Source organism: Lysinibacillus sp. KCTC 33748, from assembly GCF_002237755.1.
Lineage (GTDB): Bacteria > Bacillota > Bacilli > Bacillales_A > Planococcaceae > Lysinibacillus.
This window is the reverse complement of the sequence record NZ_MWSJ01000001.1, coordinates 84,008-106,946: the sequence shown is the minus strand read 5'-3', so window position 1 is coordinate 106,946 and position 22,939 is coordinate 84,008. Positions and strand designations below refer to the sequence as shown.

Here is a 22,939-nt window from a genome sequence, read left to right as displayed (position 1 = left end):
TTCTATTATAACGGAAATAAAAAGAAGTGCCTAATCCTAAGACTAGGCACTTAAAACTATACAAACATTTTGTACAAAATAGAATAAACGTTAACGATCATTACATATTACGACGATATTGTCCGCCTACCTCGTATAAAGCATTCGTGATTTGCCCTAAGCTAGCGACTTTTACGGTTTCCATAAGCTCCGCGAAAATATTACCGTTGTTTACAGCTACTTGTTGTAATCGGGCAAGTGCCGCTGCGTTCTCGCCTTCATGTTGCTTCCAGAAGGCTTGTAAATTACGAATTTGCGTCTCTTTTTCTTCCGTCGATGCACGCGCAATTTCCATATTGTTAATTTCATCTTCAGAAGGCGGATTCGGATTTAAGTATGTGTTTACACCAATGATTGGTAACTCACCTGAATGCTTTAGCATCTCGTAGTGCATAGATTCCTCTTGAATCTTACCACGTTGATATTGTGTTTCCATTGCACCTAGTACGCCACCACGATCATTGATACGATCAAACTCTTCTAGTACCGCTTCTTCTACAAGATCTGTTAACTCTTCTACGATAAACGCTCCTTGTAATGGGTTTTCGTTTTTTGCTAAGCCATGTTCCTTCGTAATAATCATTTGAATAGCCATCGCACGACGTACAGATTCTTCTGTAGGCGTTGTAATAGCCTCATCATATGCATTCGTATGCAATGAATTACAGTTATCCTGTAATGCCATTAACGCTTGTAACGTTGTGCGGATATCATTAAAGTCAATCTCCTGCGCATGCAAACTACGTCCAGATGTTTGAATATGATATTTTAATTTTTGCGCTCGTTCATTGGCGCCGTACTTATCACGCATAACAATTGCCCAAATACGGCGAGCTACGCGTCCAATAACTGTGTACTCTGGATCAAGTCCATTAGAGAAGAAGAATGATAGATTTGGCGCAAAGTCGTCAATATTCATTCCTCGACTTAAATAATATTCTACATACGTAAAGCCATTTGCTAATGTAAAGGCCAACTGTGAAATTGGGTTCGCACCAGCTTCAGCAATATGGTAACCAGAAATAGATACAGAATAATAATTACGAACTTTATGATCGATAAAGTATTGCTGAATATCTCCCATCATACGTAACGCAAACTCTGTTGAGAATATACATGTATTTTGCCCTTGATCTTCCTTTAAAATATCTGCTTGCACGGTTCCGCGTACAACCTGTAATGTTTTCTCGCGCGTCTCCGTAAATTCTTCAACTGTTAAAGGTCGACCCAGTTCTTTCTCACGTAGTTTCACTTGCTGATCAATAGCCGTATTCATGAACATTGCCAAAATAACCGGTGCTGGACCGTTAATTGTCATCGATACAGAAGTTGATGGTGCACATAAATCAAAGCCTGCATATAGCTTTTTCATATCCTCTAACGTACAAATAGAAACACCCGACTCTCCAACCTTCCCATAAATATCAGGTCGGTAATCTGGATCTTCACCATATAGCGTTACCGAATCAAATGCTGTTGATAAACGTTTCGCATCATCATCCTTCGATAAATAATGGAATCGTTTATTCGTACGCTCAGGCGTTCCTTCGCCAGCAAATTGTCGCTTCGGATCTTCCCCTTCACGTTTAAATTGGAATACCCCAGCTGTATATGGGAATTCACCAGGTACATTTTCTTTATAAACCCAGCGTAAAATTTCACCATAATCTACGAATTTTGGCAAGGCAACTTTAGGAATTTTCGTACCAGATAAACTCATTGTCTTTAAAATTGTTCGAATTTCCTTATCTCGAACTTTCGTTACTAATTCATCTCCAGCATACGCTTCTTTTAAAGCATGCCAATTATCTAAAATACGTTTAGATTCAGCCGTTAATTCATCTCTAACACCTTCCGCTAAAGAAGTAAGAGATGCGATTAATGCATCATTTGGCGCCTTTTCCTTAATCGTTTCAATAGATCCCTCTAATTGGAATAGACGGCGAGCAAATTCCACCTGTTGCTCTGATTTTTTATGATAGCCACGCACAGTGTCCGTGAGTTCTCGTAAATAATAACGACGGTCGTTTGGAATAATCACATCTTGCTTTTGCGTTTTCGCAAATTGCTCATAGCCCGTCTCCCAATGACTACCTGTCTTCGTATTAATGATATTTACTAATGCAGCAAATAAAGCATTCGTTCCTTTGTCATTAAATTGACTAGCAATCGTACCGTACACAGGCATATTATCCAGTGATTCATCCCAAAGCTCTCGTGAACGTTGATATTGCTTCTGCACTTGACGTAGTGCATCCTCAGAGCCTTTGCGTTCAAATTTATTGATGGCAATCACATCCGCAAAATCAATCATGTCAATTTTCTCAAGCTGTGTAGGCGCACCAAATTCACTTGTCATTACATACATAGATAGATCAGTGTATTTTGTAATTTCCGCGTCACCCTGACCAATACCACTTGTTTCAACGATGATTAAATCATAGCCCGCTACACGCGTTACATCTAGCACGTCCCCAATGGAAGCAGTAAGCTCTGTACGAGATCCACGAGTTGCTAAACTACGCATATATACGCGATTATTGAAAATCGCATTCATACGAATTCGGTCACCAAGTAAAGCGCCGCCTGTCTTTTGCTTTGTCGGATCGACAGACAGAATAGCTACGCGCTTATCCGGAAACTCTTTCAAGAAACGACGAATTAATTCATCTGTTAAGGAAGATTTACCTGCACCACCTGTTCCAGTAATACCTATTACAGGCGTTCCTTTTGAGCGTTTGCGAGCTTCCGCTAGCATCTTTTTCGTTTCTTCATCATCATTCGACTCAGCCGCAGTTAATAAGTTTGCTAAAATTTCAGGTGTTTCTGTCGATAGAGCATCCAGCTTTTCTTGATAGCTACCTATAGCAGTCGGGAAATCAGTTCCTTTAATTTTCTCATTAATCATCCCTTGTAATCCTAAAACACGCCCATCCTCTGGTGAGAAAATCCCAGCAATCCCGTAAGCATGTAGCTCTTTAATTTCACGCGGTAAAATAACACCACCGCCACCACCATAAATTTTAATATGTGGCGCCCCTTTTTCACGCAGCAAATCATACATATATTTAAAGTATTCCATATGTCCGCCTTGATAAGATGATACCGCAATACCTTGCGCATCCTCTTGGATCGCAGCATTTACGACTTCTTCCACGGAGCGGTTATGTCCTAAATGGATTACCTCTACACCGCTCGATTGTAAAATACGTCGTATAATGTTAACCGAAGCATCATGTCCATCAAATAGACTTGATGCTGTAACAAAACGTACGTGATTTTTTGGACGATATACTTCTACCTTTGTCATATGAAATCCCCACTTTCTCCCCTTAATCAATTAACCCTTTGTGTAATGAAACAGCTTTCTAATCATAAAAAAAATCGGTAATTGCAATGTCGCTCTATGCAATTACCGACAACCCCTTTACAGAACTTATTAGAACCCCTTTATGCCTGAAATGAACAGTGTTATTTGCATTTCAATAAATTCGTCAATCGAGTGCTGACGATGGAGCGCCCATTTACGGAATGCCCAACTTTGTCCAGAAACGACTAAATTATTTGCTGCTAAGTGAATTTGTTTATCTGTCATCGTTATTTCACCTGACTGCACACAGCGTTTTAGTAATCGCTCAAAAGTAGCAACCATTTCAAACTCTTTACTAAATACATAGCGTTGTGCTTCTTTCGACAGCGATTTAGTTTCCTGGTACATGATTGTCAGCTCATCAACCAAACTATCAATTTGCAAGAAATACTCTCGAATCATTTCCTTTAGCTCTTCAATCGTTCCTGCCTTAATCTCAAAACTTGAAAGTCGCCCCATCGCATGGTGATAAATACTATCACATACAAGGTAAAGGACGTCTTCCTTCGTCCGAATATATTCATATAATGTTCCGATACTAAAGCCTGCAGCTTTTGCAATTTCTCTCGTTGTGGCACGGTGAAACCCTTTTTCTTTAAATAATCTAATGGCTCCCTCTATCATCTGTTCTCGACGAATGGCGATGAGATTTTCATCTTTTACTGTTGACTGTACTTGGGGTCTTTTATCTTTTTCTGTCATACGTTACTTTGTCAACATACGAGAGATAACAAGTCGTTGAATCTCTTGTGTACCTTCGTAAATTTGTGTAATTTTTGCATCACGCATGAAGCGTTCAACTGGATAATCCTTCGTATAACCATATCCACCAAAGACTTGAACCGCCTCAGTCGTTACACTCATCGCCGTATCCCCAGCCATTAATTTTGCCATTGCTGACGCCTTACCATAAGGTAGACCATTTGATTCTAACCAAGCCGCTTGGTATGTAAGCAGTCGAGATGCTTCAATTTGAGTTGCCATATCTGCAAGCTTAAAGGATACACCTTGGTTGGCAGTAATCGGCTTACCAAATTGCACACGCTCTTTACCGTATTCAACCGCTGCATCCAATGCGCCTTGGGCAATACCTAGAGCTTGTGCGGCAATACCATTACGTCCTCCATCTAGTGTTGTCATCGCAATTTTGAAGCCTTCTCCCTCAGCTCCAAGCAGGTTTTCTTTCGGAACGCGACAGTTATCAAAAATAATTTCAGTTGTAGGAGATGAACGAATACCTAGCTTTTTCTCCTTCTTTCCTACCGAGAAGCCTTCAAAGCCTGCTTCAACGATAAAAGCAGATGTGCCATGTTTAGCTTCTGGATCTGTTACTGCAAATACAACATATGTATCTGCTACTCCACCGTTCGTAATGAAGATTTTCGAGCCGTTTATAATATAATCATCGCCATCACGTTTTGCATATGTTTTCATGCCACCAGCATCCGAACCTGATCCTGGCTCCGTTAAGCCGTATGCACCGATATGTTTACCTTCTGCCATTGGACGAAGGTATTTTTGTTTTTGTTCTTCATTACCGAATTTAAAGATCGGCCAACCCGCAAGTGAAGTATGTGCTGATAAAGTTACCCCTGTTGAAGCACATACACGTGATAATTCTTCTACTGCAATGACATATGCAAGATAATCAAAGCCTGCACCGCCGTATTCTTCTGGCCATGGAATACCCGTTAAGCCTAGCTCTGCCATTTTATCGAAAATTGCACGGTCAAACTCTTCGTTCTCGTCACGTTCAGCTGCTGTTGGTGCTACTTCATTGATAGCAAAATCACGAATCATTTCACGTAATTGCTCATGCTCTTCTGTTAATTGAAAGTTCATTGTCCATTTCCCCTTTTTCGTTAGACTCAGTTTTGTTGATTTCTATATGTGATGATATTTCTCGGGATTAACGGTCTTCCCTGTGCAATCGCCAACCATCCTTGAAAAATCAACTTCGCAATAACATCAGACTTTATTTAAGTAAATGTTTACTAATGACTAGCTTTTGAATTTCGCTTGTACCTTCGTATATTTCTGTCACCTTTGCATCTCGGAAATATCGTTCTACAGGATAGTCTTTTGTATAGCCATAGCCACCAAAAATTTGTATAGCGTCTATCGCTGTTTGCACGGCTGTACGAGAGGCAAAAAGTTTCGCCATCGAGGCCTCGGCTCCGCATGGCAACCCTTTTGTGCGTAAATCTGCTGCTCGAAAAACTAGTAACTTTGCTGACTCTACGGCAGTTGCCATATCAGCAAGCTTGAAGCCAACCCCTTGTTGCGCTGCAATAGGCTTTCCAAATTGGACACGTTCTTTTGCATACGCAGTAGCTGCCTCTAGCGCCGCTTCGGCAATGCCTAGAGATTGAGCTGCGATTCCAATACGTCCAACGTCTAAGTTAGCCATTGCAATTTTAAAGCCTTCCCCTTCCTCCCCAAGAAGGTTTGCGGCTGGAATGCGACAGTTGTCGAATGTTAGTTGAACTGTACGTGAGCCGTGTAAGCCCATTTTATGTTCATCTTTACCTATGATTAAGCCTGGTGTTCCTTTTTCAACAATAAATGCTGAAATACCACGTGTTTTTTCAGCAGGGTTCGTTGAAGCAAAGACAATATAAACATCTGCTTCTCCACCGTTTGTAATAAACACCTTGGAGCCGTTGATGACATATTCATCACCATCTCGCACCGCTTTGGATTGTAAAGAGCCAGCGTCAGAACCAGCGCTAGACTCTGTTAAACAAAATGCCCCTAAATATTCACCCGCGGCAAGCTTTGGAACATAGCGTTTCTTCTGTTCATCATTGCCGAAATAAATGATAGGGTTTGTTCCAACCGAAGTATGCACGGATAAAATAACACCCATTACTGCGCTAACCTTTGATAGTTCATTGATTGCAATTATGTACGATGTGAAATCCATCGCTGAGCCGCCTAATTCCTCAGGCGTTGTAATCCCCATTAAACCTAATTCTCCCATTTGCGCAAGGAGTTCACGTGGAAACTCTCCTGCTTCCATACGTTCTACCCACGGTTCAATTTTATCCTGAGCAAAATCACGAACCATATCACGCATCATTATTTGTTCATCTGTAAATTGTAAATGCATCTATAATGTCACCCCTGTACGTTGTCCCGTTGCATTTCATTTCATTTGAATCGTCCCATCCCCATAGGATTATTCATAAACGTAAAAGCCTCTTCCAGATTTTTTACCTAGCCATCCTGCTGCCACATACTTACGAAGCAATGGACAAGGTCTATATTTACTATCACCTAAGCCCTCATGTAAAATCTCCATAATGGATAGACATGTATCAAGGCCAATAAAATCTGCCAATGTTAACGGTCCCATCGGATGATTCATGCCGAGCTTCATTACATCGTCAATGGCTTCTTTCGACGCTACACCTTCATACAATGCGTAAATCGCTTCATTAATCATTGGTAATAAAATACGATTCGAAATAAAACCTGGGAAGTCATTTACTTCCACTGGCGTTTTCGATAGTTTTACTGTCATGTCTTCAACTGCTTTGTAGACTTCATCACTAGTAGCTAACCCTCGAATAATTTCTACAAGCTTCATAACAGGTACAGGATTCATAAAGTGCATACCAATCACTTGCTCTGGACGATTCGTAACAGCTGCAATTTCCGTAATTGGTAAAGATGATGTATTCGTAGCTAAAATGGCGTGTGCCGGTGCAATCTGATCAATTTGCTTAAAGATGGATTGCTTCACTTCCATATTCTCCACAGCAGCCTCGATGATAATATCTACATCACTAGCATCCTGTAAATCTAGTGACATATTAATACGACCTAAAATGGCTGCCTTCTCATCCTCAGTTTTACGCCCCTTTTCGACATCACGTGTTAGGTTTTTCGTAATGACTCCTAAACCGCGTTCGAAAAATTCTTGTTTCATGTCGTTCAGTTTTACATCATAGCCAGCTTGTGCACAAACTTGTGCAATGCCAGAGCCCATTTGCCCTGCACCAATAACCATTACTTTTTGAATTCCCATCATTCGTGTCCCCCTGTTTTCGGTACTTCAATCATAATCGCATCGCCTTGCCCTCCACCTGAGCAGATAGCAGCAATTCCGATACCACCGCCACGACGTTTTAGTTCATGAGCAAGTGTTAAAATAATGCGTGCTCCAGATGCTCCGATTGGATGACCTAACGCAACTGCACCACCGTTAACATTGACCTTTTCAGCATCTAAATCCGCCAGCTGCTTGCTGACAAGAGCTACTGCTGCAAATGCTTCATTGATTTCAATCAAATCAATGTCAGCTAATGATTTCCCCGTCTTTTTAAGTAATTGGTTAATGACAAGCCCTGGTGTTTGCGGGAAGTTCTCTGGTTCAATCGCAAGCTCTTCATGGCCGATAATCACCGCCAGCGGCTCTCTTCCTTCACGCGCTGCACGTTCCTCACTCATTACTACTAAGGCACATGCACCATCGTTAACGCCAGGTGCATTACCTGCTGTAATCGTTCCATCCTTATCAAAGGCTGGCTTGAGTTTTGCAAGTACTTCTATTGACGTACCAGCTCTTGGTGCCTCGTCCGTATCGACATGAAGCGGCTCTCCCCTACGTTGTGGAATTTCCACAGGTACGATTTCTTCAGCAAAGTAACCTTTTTCAATTGCTGCAAGTGCACGTTCATGACTGCGAACAGACCAAGCATCCTGCTCCTCACGGCTTAACGAATATTCTTTGGCCGTTACATTACCGTAGCTTCCAATATGCGGCCTTGTCTTATCGAAAGCACATGTTAAGCCATCATATAGCATGCCATCTACCATTGTTGAATCGCCCATGCGTAAGCCTGTTCGACCATTTTGTAGATAATACGGTGCATTGGACATAGATTCCATACCACCAGCGATTATTACTTCTTCGTCCCCTAATCGAATTAGCTGATCCGCTAGTGTTACAGCACGCATCCCTGACGCACAAACCTTGTTAATCGTTTCTGTTTTCACTGCTATTGGTAAGCTTGCTTTGATCGCAGCCTGCCTTGAAGGAATTTGGCCCTGTCCCCCTTGTAAAACGGAGCCTAAAATTACTTCATCCACTTCATCAGGCGAAATATTCGCTTTCTCAAATGCCCCTTTTATGGCGATCGCGCCTAAATCACTGGCGCTTAATGCTGATAGTGAACCTCCAAACTTACCAAATGCAGTTCTTGCTCCTGCTAAAATTACTGCTCTATTCAAGTAAAACACCCCTTTTGTTTTACGTTCTAGAAGAAGTATAAGAGCATCAACGTTGACTGAACGCTCGCTCGACCTCTATCGATGAAAAATGGGAGTTTTAAGTACAACTCCCATTTCCATTTAATCTTATTCTACAAAACAATTATTTATTGTGCAATTTATATTTTTCAGATAACTAAAATATCTCTGCAATAACCATCATTTTTCTGCGCTAGTCTCTGCTTTCTCGTTTTGTTCGACACTATCCACAGAAGCTACTACTTCTTCAACCATTACATCCGCTGCTTCTTCAACAGACTCTTCGACAGCTTTCACTTTTTCACCAAATACTGAACGCTCCAATAGTTCTGCAACATCGAATGTACCGATTGTATCCTCAACCTCTTTTGCCTTCGTACCATCCTCAAGCATCGTTAAGCAATAAGGACATCCAGAAGAAATAACTGAAGCATTCGTTGCTAAAGCTTGCTCTGTTCTTGCTACGTTAATTCGGTTGCCGACATGCTCTTCCATCCACATTAAGCCGCCACCTGCGCCACAGCACATTGCTTCTTCACGATTACGCTCCATTTCCACAAGCTTAATACCTGGAATACCTCGTAAAATCTCACGTGGTGCATCATAAACATCGTTATAACGACCTAAATAACAAGAATCGTGAAACACAATCGTTTCATGAACTTCGTAATTTAACGCTAGACGATTTTCATCAATCAATCGATTCAATAGTTCTGTATGGTGGTAGACCTCACCCTTCCAGCCAAAGTCTTGGTATTCATTTTTAAAGATATTGTAAGCATGAGGGTCAATTGTAACGATTTTCTTCACGTCGTTTTTCTCAAATTCATCAATATTCGCTGTCGCCAGCTCTTGGAATAAAAACTCATTTCCTAAACGACGAGGAGTGTCCCCAGAGTTTTTCTCTTTATTTCCTAAAATCGCAAACTTCACGCCCGCCTCGTTTAATAGACGACAGAATGCTAAGGCAATTTTTTGTGAGCGGTTATCAAACGCCCCCATTGAACCTACCCAGAATAAATATTCCATTTCTTCGCCTGATTTTTTCAGCTCTTTCACTGTTGGAATATGAATTGTTGGATCTAGGTCACGCCAATTTTCTTTTTCTTTACGGTTTAAGCCCCAAGGATTGCCTTGACGTTCGATATTTGTCATCGCGCGTTGTGCATCAGGGTTTACTTTTCCTTCAGTCATTGTTAAGTAACGACGTAAATCAATAATTTTATCGACGTGCTCATTCATAACAGGACATTGATCTTCACAGTTACGGCAAGTTGTACATGCCCAAATCTCTTCTTCTGTAATGACTTCGCCGATTAAAGAAGGGCTGTAAATATCTTCAATAACTGCCCCCTCAGCACCAGCTGCCATCGCTAACTGATTCCCCTTTGTTTTAGCAAAGAATTGATAAGGTACCCAAGGCTTTTGCTTAATCTCAACAGCACCAGTAAATGTTAAATGATCACGTAGCTTCACGATTAAATCCATCGGTGATAGCATTTTCCCTGTCCCTGACGCTGGGCACATATTTGTACAGCGTCCGCACTCTACACAAGAATATAAATCTAGCATTTGTTTTTGTGTGAAGTCTTGAATACGTCCAACACCAATTGCTGGAATATCCTCTTCATCTTCAGCATTTTCTAATGCTTCGAAATCGATTGGTGTTAAAGTACCTGTACGATCTAAACGATTCATGTACACATTGATTGGACTCACAATTAAGTGGAAGTGCTTCGATTGTGGTACATACACTAAGAATGTTAATAGAATTAATAAGTGCGCCCACCACATTACATAGAAAACAACTGCCGCTGCTGATGCTGGTAAGAAGCTAAAAATAGCAGCAATGCCAGAAGCAACTGGCTCTGTATATGTTAGTTCTTCACCATGCCAAATTAGTCCCATACCATTTGCAAGCAATGTGGATACCATTAACCCGCCAATGAATATTAACACAAGCCCATTTTTCCAGCCTCGTTTTAGACGTACTAGCTTTTCTACATAACGACGGTAGAATGCCCACACGACCGCCACTAAAATCATTAATACTACAAGCTCTTGGAAAAATGTAAACACACTATAGAAAATGCCAAGCGGCAAATGTGATCCAGGTGCTAACCCCTTCCAAATTAAATCAATGGCGCCTAGCTGCACCATCAAAAATCCATAGAAGAACATAACGTGAATTAAACCACTCTTCGGATCTTTTAATAGCTTATTTTGGCCAAGTACATTGACCATAAGATAACGAATTCGTTCTTGAACACTTTCATCAAACTCAACCTTTTTCCCCAATTGCACAAACTTATAGCGTGTTTTTAACAGATAGAAAAATAACCCTACTGCATAAAGCACAACCACGACTGTTAGAACAATGTTTGCAATTACTAATGGACTCATGGTTGGTCCCCCCTTTAGTTTGTCGTAAGTTTCTCTCTTTGTATTAAATTTGCTAGTTCAATCATTATATTCCTATTCTAATAAATGAGTGAGCATTCAGTCAACATAAAACGGAAATATTTCTGATAATTTAATATTCTTACATTTTACAAGAAGAAAAGCCACCCTATTTTCAAAGCGGGCTATTAACCACTAAAGAGATTTATTCACTTATATTATAAATCCGTCTTTTGATTGTATTTAGATATTAAAAAAGTCGATTTGCATCATGTTTTTGATGACAAATCGACTTTTCAAGTGCGCGTGATGCCTATAGCCTTTCGTTCCCCTAATCGCGGTCTCATCTGTGACTAATCCCCGAGAGGTCGCCCTTAGTTGATAAAAACTGAAATTATTCTGATAAAAGCTAAAATTGTTCCGATAAATCTTCTAAGTACTCATTGAAAAATGAATTCATCACAATAACCACAACTTTAGGTAGTTATTTTTTAAAGACATTGCCGCTTCGAATATATTCAATATCCGCAACATTCAATCGGAAATTCACAACACGTGCAACCGCAAATAAATAGTCAGATAGACGGTTTAAATATTTTTGTACAATTGTCGGTACATCTTCGATTTCCTTCATAAGCGTTACCATTTGACGCTCTGCTCGACGTGCTACTGTGCGAGCAATGTGTAAAGTTGCAGCTGCTGGTGCACCGCCTGGTAGAATAAAGCGTTGTAACGGTGGTGCTTCATCTGACAATGCATCAATACGCGATTCCAACACTTCAATCGGTTGCTCTGTAAGCTTATAATGACGCTCCTTCATAACATTAGCAAGGTCACCACCTGCATCAAAAAGCTCATGCTGAATCGTTTCTAAATCAATTAGAATATCTTTGAATAGCTCACGATCTAATTCACTAATAGCCTTGCCAATAAAAGAATTTAATTCATCGATGGCCCCATATGTCTCTACGCGTAAGCTATCTTTGTCAACGCGTCCACCGATAAGACTTGTTTTCCCTGTATCGCCTGTTTTCGTGTACAGCTTCATTTCTCTCATCTCCTAGAATTGTTTTTTATCAATTTCGCCTTGGCGTAATTGCGTCCGGAGGCTTATCTTCATTCAGTAGGTGTTTGGACACCCATTATAAGGAACCACATTAGCAATCATCTCACCACCTTCAACGGTGAGAGTCATTTACTGAATGAAGATAATTTCTTATTGCCTGTACAGTCGTTTCAAAAACGCCTTTACCGATGATCTTACCTACATCAGTAATGGGACCGCCGTACAGCATTTCTTCCCCTTTTTGTGTCGCTGCAATCAATAAACTATCTGTAGCAGTACCTGTTGCAATCGTACCACTAAGCTCATCACGAATATTCTCTGATTGCAATGCCTTTGTTTTCGCCTCATTAGCCGTCATCATTGCTTGGAAAAACGCTTCTTCTGATAAACAGCCATTCACGATGACCCACGTATTTATAGTACCAATATATGGTTCATCTTGTCTTTCATGTGCACGAGATACATCAACAGCATTACCAACCCCAGCCGTAACAACTACAAGAACGCTACCAAAGGAAGCTGGAAATTCATTAATAGCGACAAGATTTGTTGGCACAGCTGTTAGCATGACGACTGTACTTGTAGATGAAAAGTGCTCCTTTTGTAAAAATTCTGCGACCTCTCTCTTTACATCATTAATCACATAATCTATTGGTACAGAGCGATTTAACAGACAATCATACCAACCGATACCTGGATTATGGACAGCTGAGGACACCGTTTTTAAAGGAAACTCTGATTGAAGCTGAATGAAATGATCTGTAACAGTGAAATTTTCTTTTTTAATGACAGCACGTTGCTGATGTTCAACGGAGGCTGGCATCATTGTAATTTGAGGCTTTGGCATTTCTGGATGTGCATAAGTTGCCACTCGTGCATGATAAACGTCCTCGATTTGCGAAGCGATTAATACTTCATGTGGCGCCCCAAATGCCCGCATCCGCCCTTCCTCCATTAGTAATAATTCATCACAGTAAAGAGAAGCTAAATTCATATCATGCAGTACCATAATAACGGTCAAACCACATTCTATTGCTTCCTTTCGTACCATATCTAAAATTTGACGTTGATGCGCAATATCTAGATGGTTGGTCGGCTCATCTAGCAGCAATATTTCCGCTGTTTGTGCAAGAGCCTGGGCGACAAAAACCCTTTGCTGTTCACCGCCCGACAAAAATTCCATCGATGTCTGTTCATAGCGTTTCACACCTGTTTGCAGCATTGCATGTTGCACTGCTTGTTCATCACGATCAGACCAGCTTGAAAAGAAGCCAGTTTGATGTGGATAACGTCCAAGCGATACAGCCTCCCTTACACTGTTTGAAAAGGCATTAGCATGTAATTGTGGCAGCACTGCCATCTTCTTTGCTAATGCACGAGCAGTGTAAGAGCTACTGTTTTTACCATCTACTAATACAGTGCCTGCAGTTGCTGGCAGTATGCCACTTATTACTTTTAACAGTGTGGATTTCCCGCTACCATTTGGCCCTAAAATCCCTAGTATTTTACCTTTTTCAACGGAAAAACTTATATCGTGGACGATCGGTACGTCTTCATAACCACCGGAAAGATGTTCAACAACAATCATGCCCGTACCCCCTTGCCTCTACGTTGTTTATAAAAAATATAGGAAAAAACGGGCGCCCCAATAAATGCAGTAATGACACCTATCGGCAATTCTCTTGGCATAATAATTGTTCTTGCTATTAGATCACAAATAATTAGCAAAGTTGCCCCATTTAAAAATGATAATGGCAATAAATGACGATGATCTGAACCCCAAACCATTCTCGTCATATGAGGAACAACTAAACCAACAAAGCCAATTGTTCCGGAAACAGCTACCGCTGCTCCTGTCAGCATGGATCCACCTACTAAAATAATATATTTACTACGCTTAACATTGACACCTAAATGCTTCGCACGTTCTTCACCGTATAACAGAACATTTAACTCACGTCTTTGTGTCCAAAGCATAATGGAGCCAATAATGACAAACGGAATGATCATCTGAACGTAAGGCCAACCACGCATCGATACTGAACCGAGCAACCATCCGATTACTTGGCGTAGCTCCTCACCAGATAATGCAATCATTAATGAAATCAAGGAACCTAAAAATGAACTAAATATTACCCCTGTTAAAATAAGAGTTTCCATTTTTAGTGAACGGTCTACTATTCTAGCAAAGCCCATAACAGCTACCATCGTTAATATGGCACCTATCATACTAAAGGTTGGCAATGTAAAATGACCGATGACAGGTATTGAGACACTAAAGAAAATCGTCATCACTGCGCCCACTGATGCACCAGAGGAAACACCTAACGTATAAGGATCAGCCAAAGGATTTTTTAATAGGCCTTGAAAAGCTGCCCCTGCAATAGCAAGTGATGCCCCTACAAGCCCCGCTAGCATCACTCGAGGTAAACGAATCTTCCATAAAATATTGGCGGCTGTTTCATCTGCCGCCTTATTCCACAATACTTCTAATGGAATATGAACTGAGCCTATCGCTACACCACACCAGATGCTAATGATTAAAAGCGTAATTGCTGTTACATAGGCTACAATTGTTTTACTCATTTAAACGCCTCTGGGTAAACGGCCTTTGCTATTTCCTCAAGACCATCTGCTAATCGTGGACCTTGACGACTTGTCGTACTTTCATCCACTTGTACAATAGCTTTATTTTTTACAGCAGAGATTGTGTCAAAGCCTGGACGTTTCGGTATTTTCGTTAAAATATTCGGTACATAATTATATGCCACAACAATGACATCTGGATTTTTCGCGATAATTTGTTCAGCATCAATTGGATACCAGTCATCATTTACATCTGCTGCCACATTTTCAGCATGAATCATTTCTAGCATTTCATTCATAAATGTACCTTTACCAGCTGTATAAATCTGTGGCTCATCCGACGATTCTACAAAGACTTTCTTTGGCTCAACACCCTCAAGTTTTGTTTCAACTTCTTTAACTTTTGCCTTCATATTTGTGACAATTTTCTTAGCTTCTTCTAGTTTTCCTGTTGCACGACCAAGCTGTTCAATCGTCTTGTAAGTCTCATTAAAGCTTTTAGCATCCGCTACAACAAATACTTTCACACCTGCAGCCTCAAGCTGTTCAATGGCTCCTTTTGAATAACTCATACCCGATGCATGTGCAAAAACGATATCTGGCGATAAAGCAATAATTTGTTCAATATTATAATCTGTACCGCCAACCTTATCTTTTTTAGTAGCCTCTGCTGGATAATCGTCATTATCTGATACACCCACTATTTCATCATTTAAGCCAAGACCAAATAAAATTTCAGTGTTACTCGGAATAAGAGAGACTATTTTCTCAGGGGGTGCTTCTAGCGTAATGTCTTTGCCAGTAGCATCCGTTATCTTTATTGGGAATGTTGCTTGATCTACTTTTGATGTCTCTTGCTGCTCAGCAGATGACGGCTTGTCATTTGTCGCCTCTTTTGTGTTGCATGCTGCAAGCAAGCTAACAGCTAAAAATGCTGATAATCCTATTTTCCAAAATTTCTTCATGTGAATCCCCCTTAGTCTATCTGTGCATAAAGTATTTAACGACTTGTTTTTCTGATTGATCGACACATTTTGGGTTTTTATCGTTTAAGGTTGTGGAGTTGTCGCGCAACATTGGGTTTATCTCTTAACGCTGCGGGTTATCGCCCAACTTTTTGAGTTTATCACCCAACATTGTGGATTTATCGCCTACACCGTGAGTTTCCGCACAACATTGTGGGGGTTATTACCCAACTTTTTAGGTTTATCACCTAACATTGTAGGGTTATCGCCCTCTTTGTCAAATTTATCGATATTCAGCTTACAAAACAAATACCCCTCATCATAAAAAAATGAGGGGGTCAAATTTGCACAATATACATATACAAAATCCACCATCCTATCCTCGTAGGCTACAACGTGTTTTCTATAAAGGCAGGTCTCCTGGCTCGTGCTTCTACGCTTTTTCAAGCCTTCCCGAAATTTTCAGTGGCGCAGATTGAAAAAACTCACACTTACAGTGGCGGGACCGCATCGGAATTACACCGATTTCCCTTTTCACTTTACTTAAGTAAAGAACCTTTATAATATTCAGTTGATTGTATTATACATGAAAATCAAAGAAGTCGCCTCCATTCGAGACGACTCTTCATCAAATCAATTATGCTCAGTATAATCGCCACAGGACGTGGCATTCTTTGACTGGGTTCCTCTATTTTGTTTGGACACCCGCTGCAAAAAGTTAAACGATGTCTGTAAAATACTGTACCGTTTTCATTGGTGCACCCATTTCTCGTAATGCCCATGTGTTCTCTAAATAAATATCTGCTAGCTTCTCATATTTGCCGCCGAATCTTTGTGCCCATTCAACTGCTACAACACTTTCATATACATGTGCCATTTGCTCTGCGACCTTTTTTGCCTCAAACGTTTTTGTTGCATCATCTAAACGGCTAAATGTTTGCAAAGTTGAATCTAGTTTTGCTAATTGCCCTACTACAATTTCAACTAATGAATTGTCAGCTAGTTTTTCTAGACGTTCCTCCATGACACGAACAAACATTTCATGCACATGAAACTTATCAACTAAGCGAATGAGCTCTAATGCTAAAATATTCGCAGTCCCCTCCCACACGGTAAGGACCTGAGCATCTCTTAATAACCGTGGTGTAACAAAATCTTCAATATAGCCGTTTCCGCCATGTAATTCAATGGCTTCACTCGCATAATGCACAGCTTGCTCTGCCGTTTCTTTTTTCATGATTGCAATATACAAGCGGTTCAAAATGATGTCCTCTTTATTCCCCTGCCCACTAGTTACTTTATCGTACAGCTGAATAAGGTCAAAAACTGTGGCAACTTCTACATGAAGCTTGGCAGCTAATTTCCCTAGTGTATCCTGAATCATAGGATATTGCGTTAAAGGTTTACCAAATGCATGGCGATTTGTCACATAGTGCTTCGCCTCTAAATAACCGCGGCGCATGATGCCGATAGAGGCAACTGCATTGCAAATTCTTGATAAATTAAGCGCCTCCAACATATAGTAAATCCCTTTATTTAGGTCACCGACAACATATGCTAGCGCCCCATCAAATTCCACCTCACCAGAAGGTACTGCTCTAACACCAAGTTTATCCTTTAAACGCCGAACACGCAGGTTATTAACTGTGCCATCATCCTTTCTCCATGGAACTGCAAACAATGTTAAACCCTTTGAACCTGCCTGAGCCCCTTCTATGCGTGCCAATACCATGGTCACTCCACACATTCCAGCGTTAGATGCAAAATATTTCTCACCATATAAACGATACTGCTTGCCGTCCTGCCTTGCCTCTACAACATTCGCTCCGACATCAGAGCCACCTTGGCGCTCCGTTAAAAATGTAGCCCCCTCATAGAGCTCTGTCTCTCCAGTTGCACAAACATGTGGTAAAAAGCGCTCCTTCACCTCATCACTCGCATAATGATCAAGTAAATAAGCAGTTGCCATCGTTAACGTAACAGGACAGTAAAAGCCTGGTTCAGCATGTGATAGTATATAGCCTTGAGCAAAGCTATACACATAGTTGCCCTTTCTACCTAATTGCGGAATATCTTTATGCACATAGCCAACAATGCCAGTATTGTACGTCTCTTCAATTGTTTTTTTATAGCCGTCATTGACCCAAATCTCCGACACTTCTTCACCATAAGCATTATACCTTTGTAATCGAGGTTCACCCTCCCTATCCGTATGTTTAGCTCTCACATCAATATCTCCGGCACAAAGCTCACCGAAATCCGTTAGCTCACGTGTTGCATATTCCGCAAACTCTTTATCTAGCATCATTTCTAAAACGTTTTGAAGTGTATCATTCTCTTTAAAAAAGTTTGTTGTTTTCAGTTCTTCCTGCTGTAAAACCTTCATGCTATCTCACCTCTTGTCCTTTCAACGTTTGTTTTAGTATTTTGCCTGATGCATTTCGTGGTAGCGCTTCCACAACTTCAAAGATACGTGGAATTTTATATTTAGCAAGATGCTCCTCCAAATAAGCTTTAAGTTCGTTCTCGTCAATTTCTGTTTTAGCAGCATAAACAGCCTTCACCGTTTCTCCCCACTCCGGATGTGGTACACCTATTACAGCAACTTCAAATATTCCCTCATAGCTCAACATACGATCTTCAATTTCTTTCGGATAAATATTTACACCGCCTGAAAAAATGACATCCTTTTTACGATCGACAATCCAAATATAGCCGTCCTCATCTAAGCGAGCTAAGTCACCTGTTTTCAGCCAACCATCTATAAATGCAGCCTTTGTTGCGATATCATCCTTGTAATAACCCACCATATTGCTCTCACCGAATAACACAATTTCTCCTACTTCACCAACACTGACATCTTCTCCATTGTCGTTGATAATACGAAGCTCCGCTCCAAGTGGTGCACGTCGTCCAACGCTCCCCGCCTTCGTTGCATGCTCTTCACCAAGCAATATTGAACCGTTTGGACCAGCCTCTGTTAAGCCATAGACACAAGTTAAATTTTCTGTTCTAAAAGATTTTTGTAAATGACGGACTTCGTTTTGTGATAACGGTGCGCCACCATATGCCCACCATTTCATCGATGATAAATCAGCTGTTTGCAATCTTGGCAGTTGGGCAGTTAACAAATATGCAACAGGTGCTCCAAAGAAATGCGTTGTCCGCTCCTGCTCCATTGAATCAATAAATAAATCAGGTGTAAACGTTGGTGTTAACACGTTTGTTGATCCTACAAATACCCCAGCCATTAAAAATAAATGTAATGGAGCTGAATGCGTTAACGGCATCATTAGAAGGAACCGGCTTTCTGGTTTTACTTCCATTTCCACTGCAATCATTTGCGCTACAGATAAAATATTACGATAACTAAACAACACACCCTTTGGTTTTCCCGTTGTACCCGATGTATATAAAATCGTTGAGACATCCTCTTCATTTAACTGGCAATCAATTGTTTGAGTGCTCGCATGTTCAATAAGTGTTTCATAGTTTAGCCAGCCTACGTGCTCTTGACCCGTTTTGATTTTTAAAGGAACTACTGTGATGTTTTCAATTGCTGCAAAAATTGCCTCATGCACTAAAATAGCTTTAGCATCAGCATGCCGAGCTACATACTCGACCTCCTGCAACGTAAATTTCGCATTTACTGGAACGACAATAGCCCCGATGCGCTGAATAGCAAAATAGCTAACAACAAACTCTACAACATTTGGCATAAAAATGATTACATTATCGCCTTGTCGAACACCCTGCTCTACTAAAGCATGACTAAAACGTGTCACTTGCTCATCTAAATCACGATAAGTTACTCGTCTTCCCTGACAAACAACCGCTTCACTCATAGGGTACTTTCGCGCATTACGTGCTAACAAATTAGAACTATTCATCAAGCATCTCTCCCTTTAAAGTCGCTAATTTTTCTGTAAATATGCCTTGTAATTGCTGTATCTCTTTTTTCATCTGTACAAGCTCTGCGATTTTGCCATCAATCTCTTCAATTTTTTGTTCCCCATATTCGACCGTACGCTCCAACTGCTGAATGCCCGTGCGATCATAATCAAACAGCAATACCATCTCCTTAATTTCCTCAAGTGAAAAACCGTACCGCTTTCCTCGGAAAATAAGCTTAAGCTTCGCTAATTCTTTTTTTGAAAAGGTTCGTTGATTAGTAGATGATCGATTGGGATGAAGCAGCCCCAGCTCCTCATAATAGCGAATTGTCCGTGTTGAAACCTTAAACTGCTTAGCCACTTCTTGAATCGTCTTCAACACCATCTCCCCTTTCCCATTTTTCATCAGTATATCATTGACGCTAACGTAAACTTCAACAAAATATCTGAATTTTACAGAAAATTATAGTTTTAGAGAGATAAATCTGTTTGTTTCAGGGATTTTACGCGGCACTTTGATGGTTCAACCCATGACTTTGGGGTTCTATCCACGATTTTGATGGTTCTATCCACGATTTTGGGGATTCTATCCATGACTTCAATTTCCGTCGCTTCAGCGGTTCTTTCTGTCACTTCGACTGTTCTTTCCGTCACCTCGGCCACTCCTTCCGTCACCCCAGCCACTCCTTCCGTCACCCCGGCCACTCTTTCCGTCACCTCAACCACTCTTTCCGTCACCTCAACCGCTCTTTCCGTCACCTCAACCGCTCTTTCCGTCACCTCAACCGCTCTTTCCGTCACCTCAACCGCTCTTTCCGTCACCTCAACCGCTCTTTCCGTCACCTCAACCGCTCTTTCCGTCACCTCAACCGCTCTTTCCGTCACCTCAACCGCTCTTTCCGTCACCTCAACCACTCTTTCCGTCACCTCAACCGCTCTTTCCGTCACCTCAACCGCTCTTTCCGTCACCTCAACCGTTCTTTCCGTCACCCCGGCCACTCTTTCCGTCACCTCAACCGCTCTTGCTTCCTAAAACAGAAAAAAACCCCCGGCACATGATCGTGCCGGGGGCTGGAAAGACGATTATTACATTTTTTCTGGTGCTGATACGCCGATTAAGCGTAGTGCGTTGGCAATTGTTGTACGCACAGCAGTGATAAGAGCTAAACGAGCTTCTGTTAGCTCTTTATTTGAAGCATCTAACACTTTTTCAGCGTTATAGAAGCTGTGGAATGCAGCTGCTGTTTCTTGAATGTAGTTGGCGATACGGTGTGGTGTACGGTGCTTCGCAGCATCTGCTACCATTTTCGGGAAGTCGCCCACTTTTTTCAGTAAATCGATTTCTTTTTCAGCAGTTAAAAGGCTTAAATGATCTGTTGTTGCAGCAAAGCCTTGCTCATTTGCTGAGCGTAAAATTGAAGAAATACGTGCATGCGCATATTGTGCGTAATACACTGGGTTTTCGTTTGATTGAGATACGGCAAGGTCAAGGTCAAAGTCCATGTGAGAATCGCCTGCAGTTTTCACGAAGAAGTAACGAACTGCGTCTAAGCCAACTTCTTCTACAAGCTCACGCATTGTAACAGCGTTCCCTGTACGTTTAGACATTTTGAATTTCTCACCGTTTTTATAAAGTTGAACCATTTGGATGATTTCTACTTCAAGTGTATCACGGTCGTAACCAAGCGCCTGAATAGCAGCTTTCATACGTGGGATATAGCCGTGGTGATCAGCGCCCCAAATATTAATTAATTTATCGAAGCCACGTACAATTTTATCTTCATGGTATGCGATATCTGGAGTCAGATATGTGAAAGAGCCATCATTTTTAATTAATACGCGGTCTTTATCGTCACCAAAAGTTGTCGAACGGAACCAAGTTGCACCGTCTTCTTCAAATACATGGCCATTCGCTTTCAGTTTATCTAACGCTACTTCGATTTTGCCGTTTTCGTATAGTGATGTTTCTGAATACCACTCATCAAAGTTTACACGGAAGTTTGCAAGGTCTGTTTTTAACTTGGCTAATTCTAACGCTAAACCATGTTGACGGAAGAATGCAAAACGTTCTTCTTCAGATTTTGATAAAATTGCATCGCCATGCTCTCCTACTAGTTTACCAGCGATTTCAATAATATCTTGACCGTGGTAGCCATCCTCTGGCATCTCAGCATCCAATCCTAAAGCTTGCTTATAACGCGCTTCAAGTGAATACGCTAAGTTATTAATTTGGTTACCTGCATCGTTAATGTAGTATTCACGAGATACTGCGTAACCTGCCATATCTAACACATTGCATAATGAATCCCCTACAGAAGCTCCACGTGCATGACCTAAATGAAGATCTCCTGTTGGATTTGCAGATACAAATTCAACTTGAATTTTTTCTCCTGCGCCAGCATTTGAACGGCCATAATCTACACCTTGCTCAAGCACTGCTTTTACTACACCTGTTAGGAAATCTTTACGCACAGTAATATTCATGAATCCAGGGCCAGCAATATCGATTTTTTCAATATCTGTACCTGCTGTGTCTAGGTTTTCTAATATTGCTTCTGCAATTGCACGAGGTGGTTTTTTTGCTAACTTCGTTAATTGCATTGCAATGTTTGTTGCATAGTCCCCATTCGCCTTATCCTTAGGTGTTTCTAGGTGAATATTTAACTCTGTGCCAGCTTCGACTAAACCAGCTTTTTCAACAGCCTGCGCAATTGCTACTTTAATGGCTTGTTGTACTTGTTCTACTGCGTTCATCATTGTACCTCCGTAAATGTAATGTCTAATGTATAATTGCCAACGGATTGCCCACCCATTAGTAAATCGTACTGTACATGGAAATCTCCGCTTACTGCCTGCTTTGTAAACGTCATTTCTTTCGTGTCTATGACGAGTGGCATTGAACCTAATTCACTTTCATAATGACCCATTTGTTGTTCAATTATGTTAAGTGGTAGTCGCATTTTTATTGCTCCATTACGCATAATTAATGCCTGTTCATTGCCTAGCTTCATAGTTGTGCGGATGGTTTTATCCTCCTGCACCTCTTCATATTTCAAATATATGCTTCCTGCTTTTTCAAGTAGCTGCCCTGTTAGCAACATTTCATAACCTTCAGATTCCCCGTCAATCGGTCGAATCGTAGAAATGAGCTTAATGTTCACCTGCGATCTTGCTTCGTTCGCCATTATGGACGCTCCCTTTTAATGTTTTTACTATAACCTTTTTATTATAGGATGAATACTCATATTTTTTCAAGATAGAAGTAAGTATTCTATCCGATGTTTGTTCAGAATTACTTACCATTTAAGTATTGACACAAATCCCCAGTAAATCTACAGTTATGTTATAAAGTCTGAATTTTTCA

At 40.9% G+C, this 22,939-nt stretch carries 17 protein-coding genes and 1 riboswitch; all 17 genes read right to left on the bottom strand.

What is annotated here, in order from left to right:
- Nucleotides 1-100: 100 nt before the first annotated feature.
- The 17 genes from icmF to B1B04_RS00395 all read right to left on the bottom strand — a co-directional run bounded on the left by icmF (nt 101) and on the right by B1B04_RS00395 (nt 22,760).
- The gene (gene icmF / locus B1B04_RS00480) at nt 101-3,349 is read right to left on the bottom strand and encodes a fused isobutyryl-CoA mutase/GTPase IcmF (RefSeq protein WP_079559378.1); all 3,249 of its coding nucleotides are present in this window, start codon (nt 3,347-3,349) and stop codon (nt 101-103) included.
- Between the two features lie 129 nt (nt 3,350-3,478).
- A complete protein-coding gene (locus tag B1B04_RS00475; protein ID WP_079559377.1) occupies nt 3,479-4,111 on the bottom strand; it encodes a TetR/AcrR family transcriptional regulator in 633 nt (210 codons plus the stop codon).
- A 3-nt stretch (nt 4,112-4,114) separates the two neighbouring features.
- On the bottom strand, nt 4,115-5,251 hold the full coding sequence (locus B1B04_RS00470; RefSeq protein WP_079559376.1) for an acyl-CoA dehydrogenase: 1,137 nt from the start codon (nt 5,249-5,251) through the stop codon (nt 4,115-4,117).
- 133 nt (nt 5,252-5,384) lie between these two features.
- Nucleotides 5,385-6,521, bottom strand: a complete 1,137-nt coding sequence (locus tag B1B04_RS00465; protein WP_079559375.1) for an acyl-CoA dehydrogenase — start codon at nt 6,519-6,521, stop codon at nt 5,385-5,387.
- 69 nt (nt 6,522-6,590) lie between these two features.
- A complete protein-coding gene (locus B1B04_RS00460; RefSeq protein ID WP_079559374.1) occupies nt 6,591-7,442 on the bottom strand; it encodes a 3-hydroxybutyryl-CoA dehydrogenase in 852 nt (283 codons plus the stop codon).
- On the bottom strand, nt 7,442-8,647 hold the full coding sequence (locus B1B04_RS00455; protein WP_079559373.1) for an acetyl-CoA C-acetyltransferase: 1,206 nt from the start codon (nt 8,645-8,647) through the stop codon (nt 7,442-7,444). The genes B1B04_RS00460 and B1B04_RS00455 overlap by 1 nt, the downstream gene beginning before the upstream one ends.
- Before the next feature lie 198 nt (nt 8,648-8,845).
- Nucleotides 8,846-11,068, bottom strand: a complete 2,223-nt coding sequence (locus B1B04_RS00450; protein WP_079559372.1) for a heterodisulfide reductase-related iron-sulfur binding cluster — start codon at nt 11,066-11,068, stop codon at nt 8,846-8,848.
- A gap of 481 nt (nt 11,069-11,549) precedes the next feature.
- On the bottom strand, nt 11,550-12,113 hold the full coding sequence (locus tag B1B04_RS00445; RefSeq protein WP_079559371.1) for a cob(I)yrinic acid a,c-diamide adenosyltransferase: 564 nt from the start codon (nt 12,111-12,113) through the stop codon (nt 11,550-11,552).
- A 130-nt stretch (nt 12,114-12,243) separates the two neighbouring features.
- Nucleotides 12,244-13,719, bottom strand: coding sequence for an adenosylcobinamide amidohydrolase (locus B1B04_RS00440; RefSeq protein WP_079559370.1), 1,476 nt, complete (start codon nt 13,717-13,719; stop codon nt 12,244-12,246).
- Nucleotides 13,716-14,717, bottom strand: coding sequence for a FecCD family ABC transporter permease (locus B1B04_RS00435; RefSeq protein WP_079559369.1), 1,002 nt, complete (start codon nt 14,715-14,717; stop codon nt 13,716-13,718). Before B1B04_RS00435 ends, B1B04_RS00440 begins: the two co-directional genes overlap by 4 nt.
- Nucleotides 14,714-15,682: an ABC transporter substrate-binding protein gene (locus B1B04_RS00430; RefSeq protein WP_079559368.1), complete on the bottom strand. Its 969-nt coding sequence runs from the start codon at nt 15,680-15,682 to the stop codon at nt 14,714-14,716. The genes B1B04_RS00435 and B1B04_RS00430 overlap by 4 nt, the downstream gene beginning before the upstream one ends.
- A 393-nt stretch (nt 15,683-16,075) precedes the next feature.
- Nucleotides 16,076-16,257, bottom strand: a riboswitch (cobalamin riboswitch).
- A gap of 143 nt (nt 16,258-16,400) precedes the next feature.
- Nucleotides 16,401-18,068, bottom strand: a complete 1,668-nt coding sequence (locus B1B04_RS00420) for an acyl-CoA dehydrogenase family protein (RefSeq protein ID WP_079559366.1) — start codon at nt 18,066-18,068, stop codon at nt 16,401-16,403.
- A gap of 1 nt (nt 18,069) precedes the next feature.
- Complete coding sequence (locus tag B1B04_RS00415; protein WP_079559365.1) at nt 18,070-19,572, bottom strand: class I adenylate-forming enzyme family protein; 1,503 nt, start codon at nt 19,570-19,572, stop codon at nt 18,070-18,072.
- Complete coding sequence (locus B1B04_RS00410; RefSeq protein WP_079559364.1) at nt 19,565-19,954, bottom strand: MerR family transcriptional regulator; 390 nt, start codon at nt 19,952-19,954, stop codon at nt 19,565-19,567. The genes B1B04_RS00415 and B1B04_RS00410 overlap by 8 nt, the downstream gene beginning before the upstream one ends.
- Nucleotides 19,955-20,046: 92 nt before the next feature.
- Entirely contained in the window at nt 20,047-20,586 is a 540-nt protein-coding gene (locus B1B04_RS00405) for a hypothetical protein (protein ID WP_139376930.1), read from the bottom strand.
- Nucleotides 20,587-20,661: 75 nt separating this feature from the next.
- Nucleotides 20,662-22,329, bottom strand: a complete 1,668-nt coding sequence (gene argS, locus B1B04_RS00400; RefSeq protein WP_079559362.1) for an arginine--tRNA ligase — start codon at nt 22,327-22,329, stop codon at nt 20,662-20,664.
- Nucleotides 22,329-22,760, bottom strand: a complete 432-nt coding sequence (locus B1B04_RS00395) for a YwiB family protein (protein ID WP_079559361.1) — start codon at nt 22,758-22,760, stop codon at nt 22,329-22,331. Before B1B04_RS00395 ends, argS begins: the two co-directional genes overlap by 1 nt.
- Nucleotides 22,761-22,939: the final 179 nt, after the last annotated feature.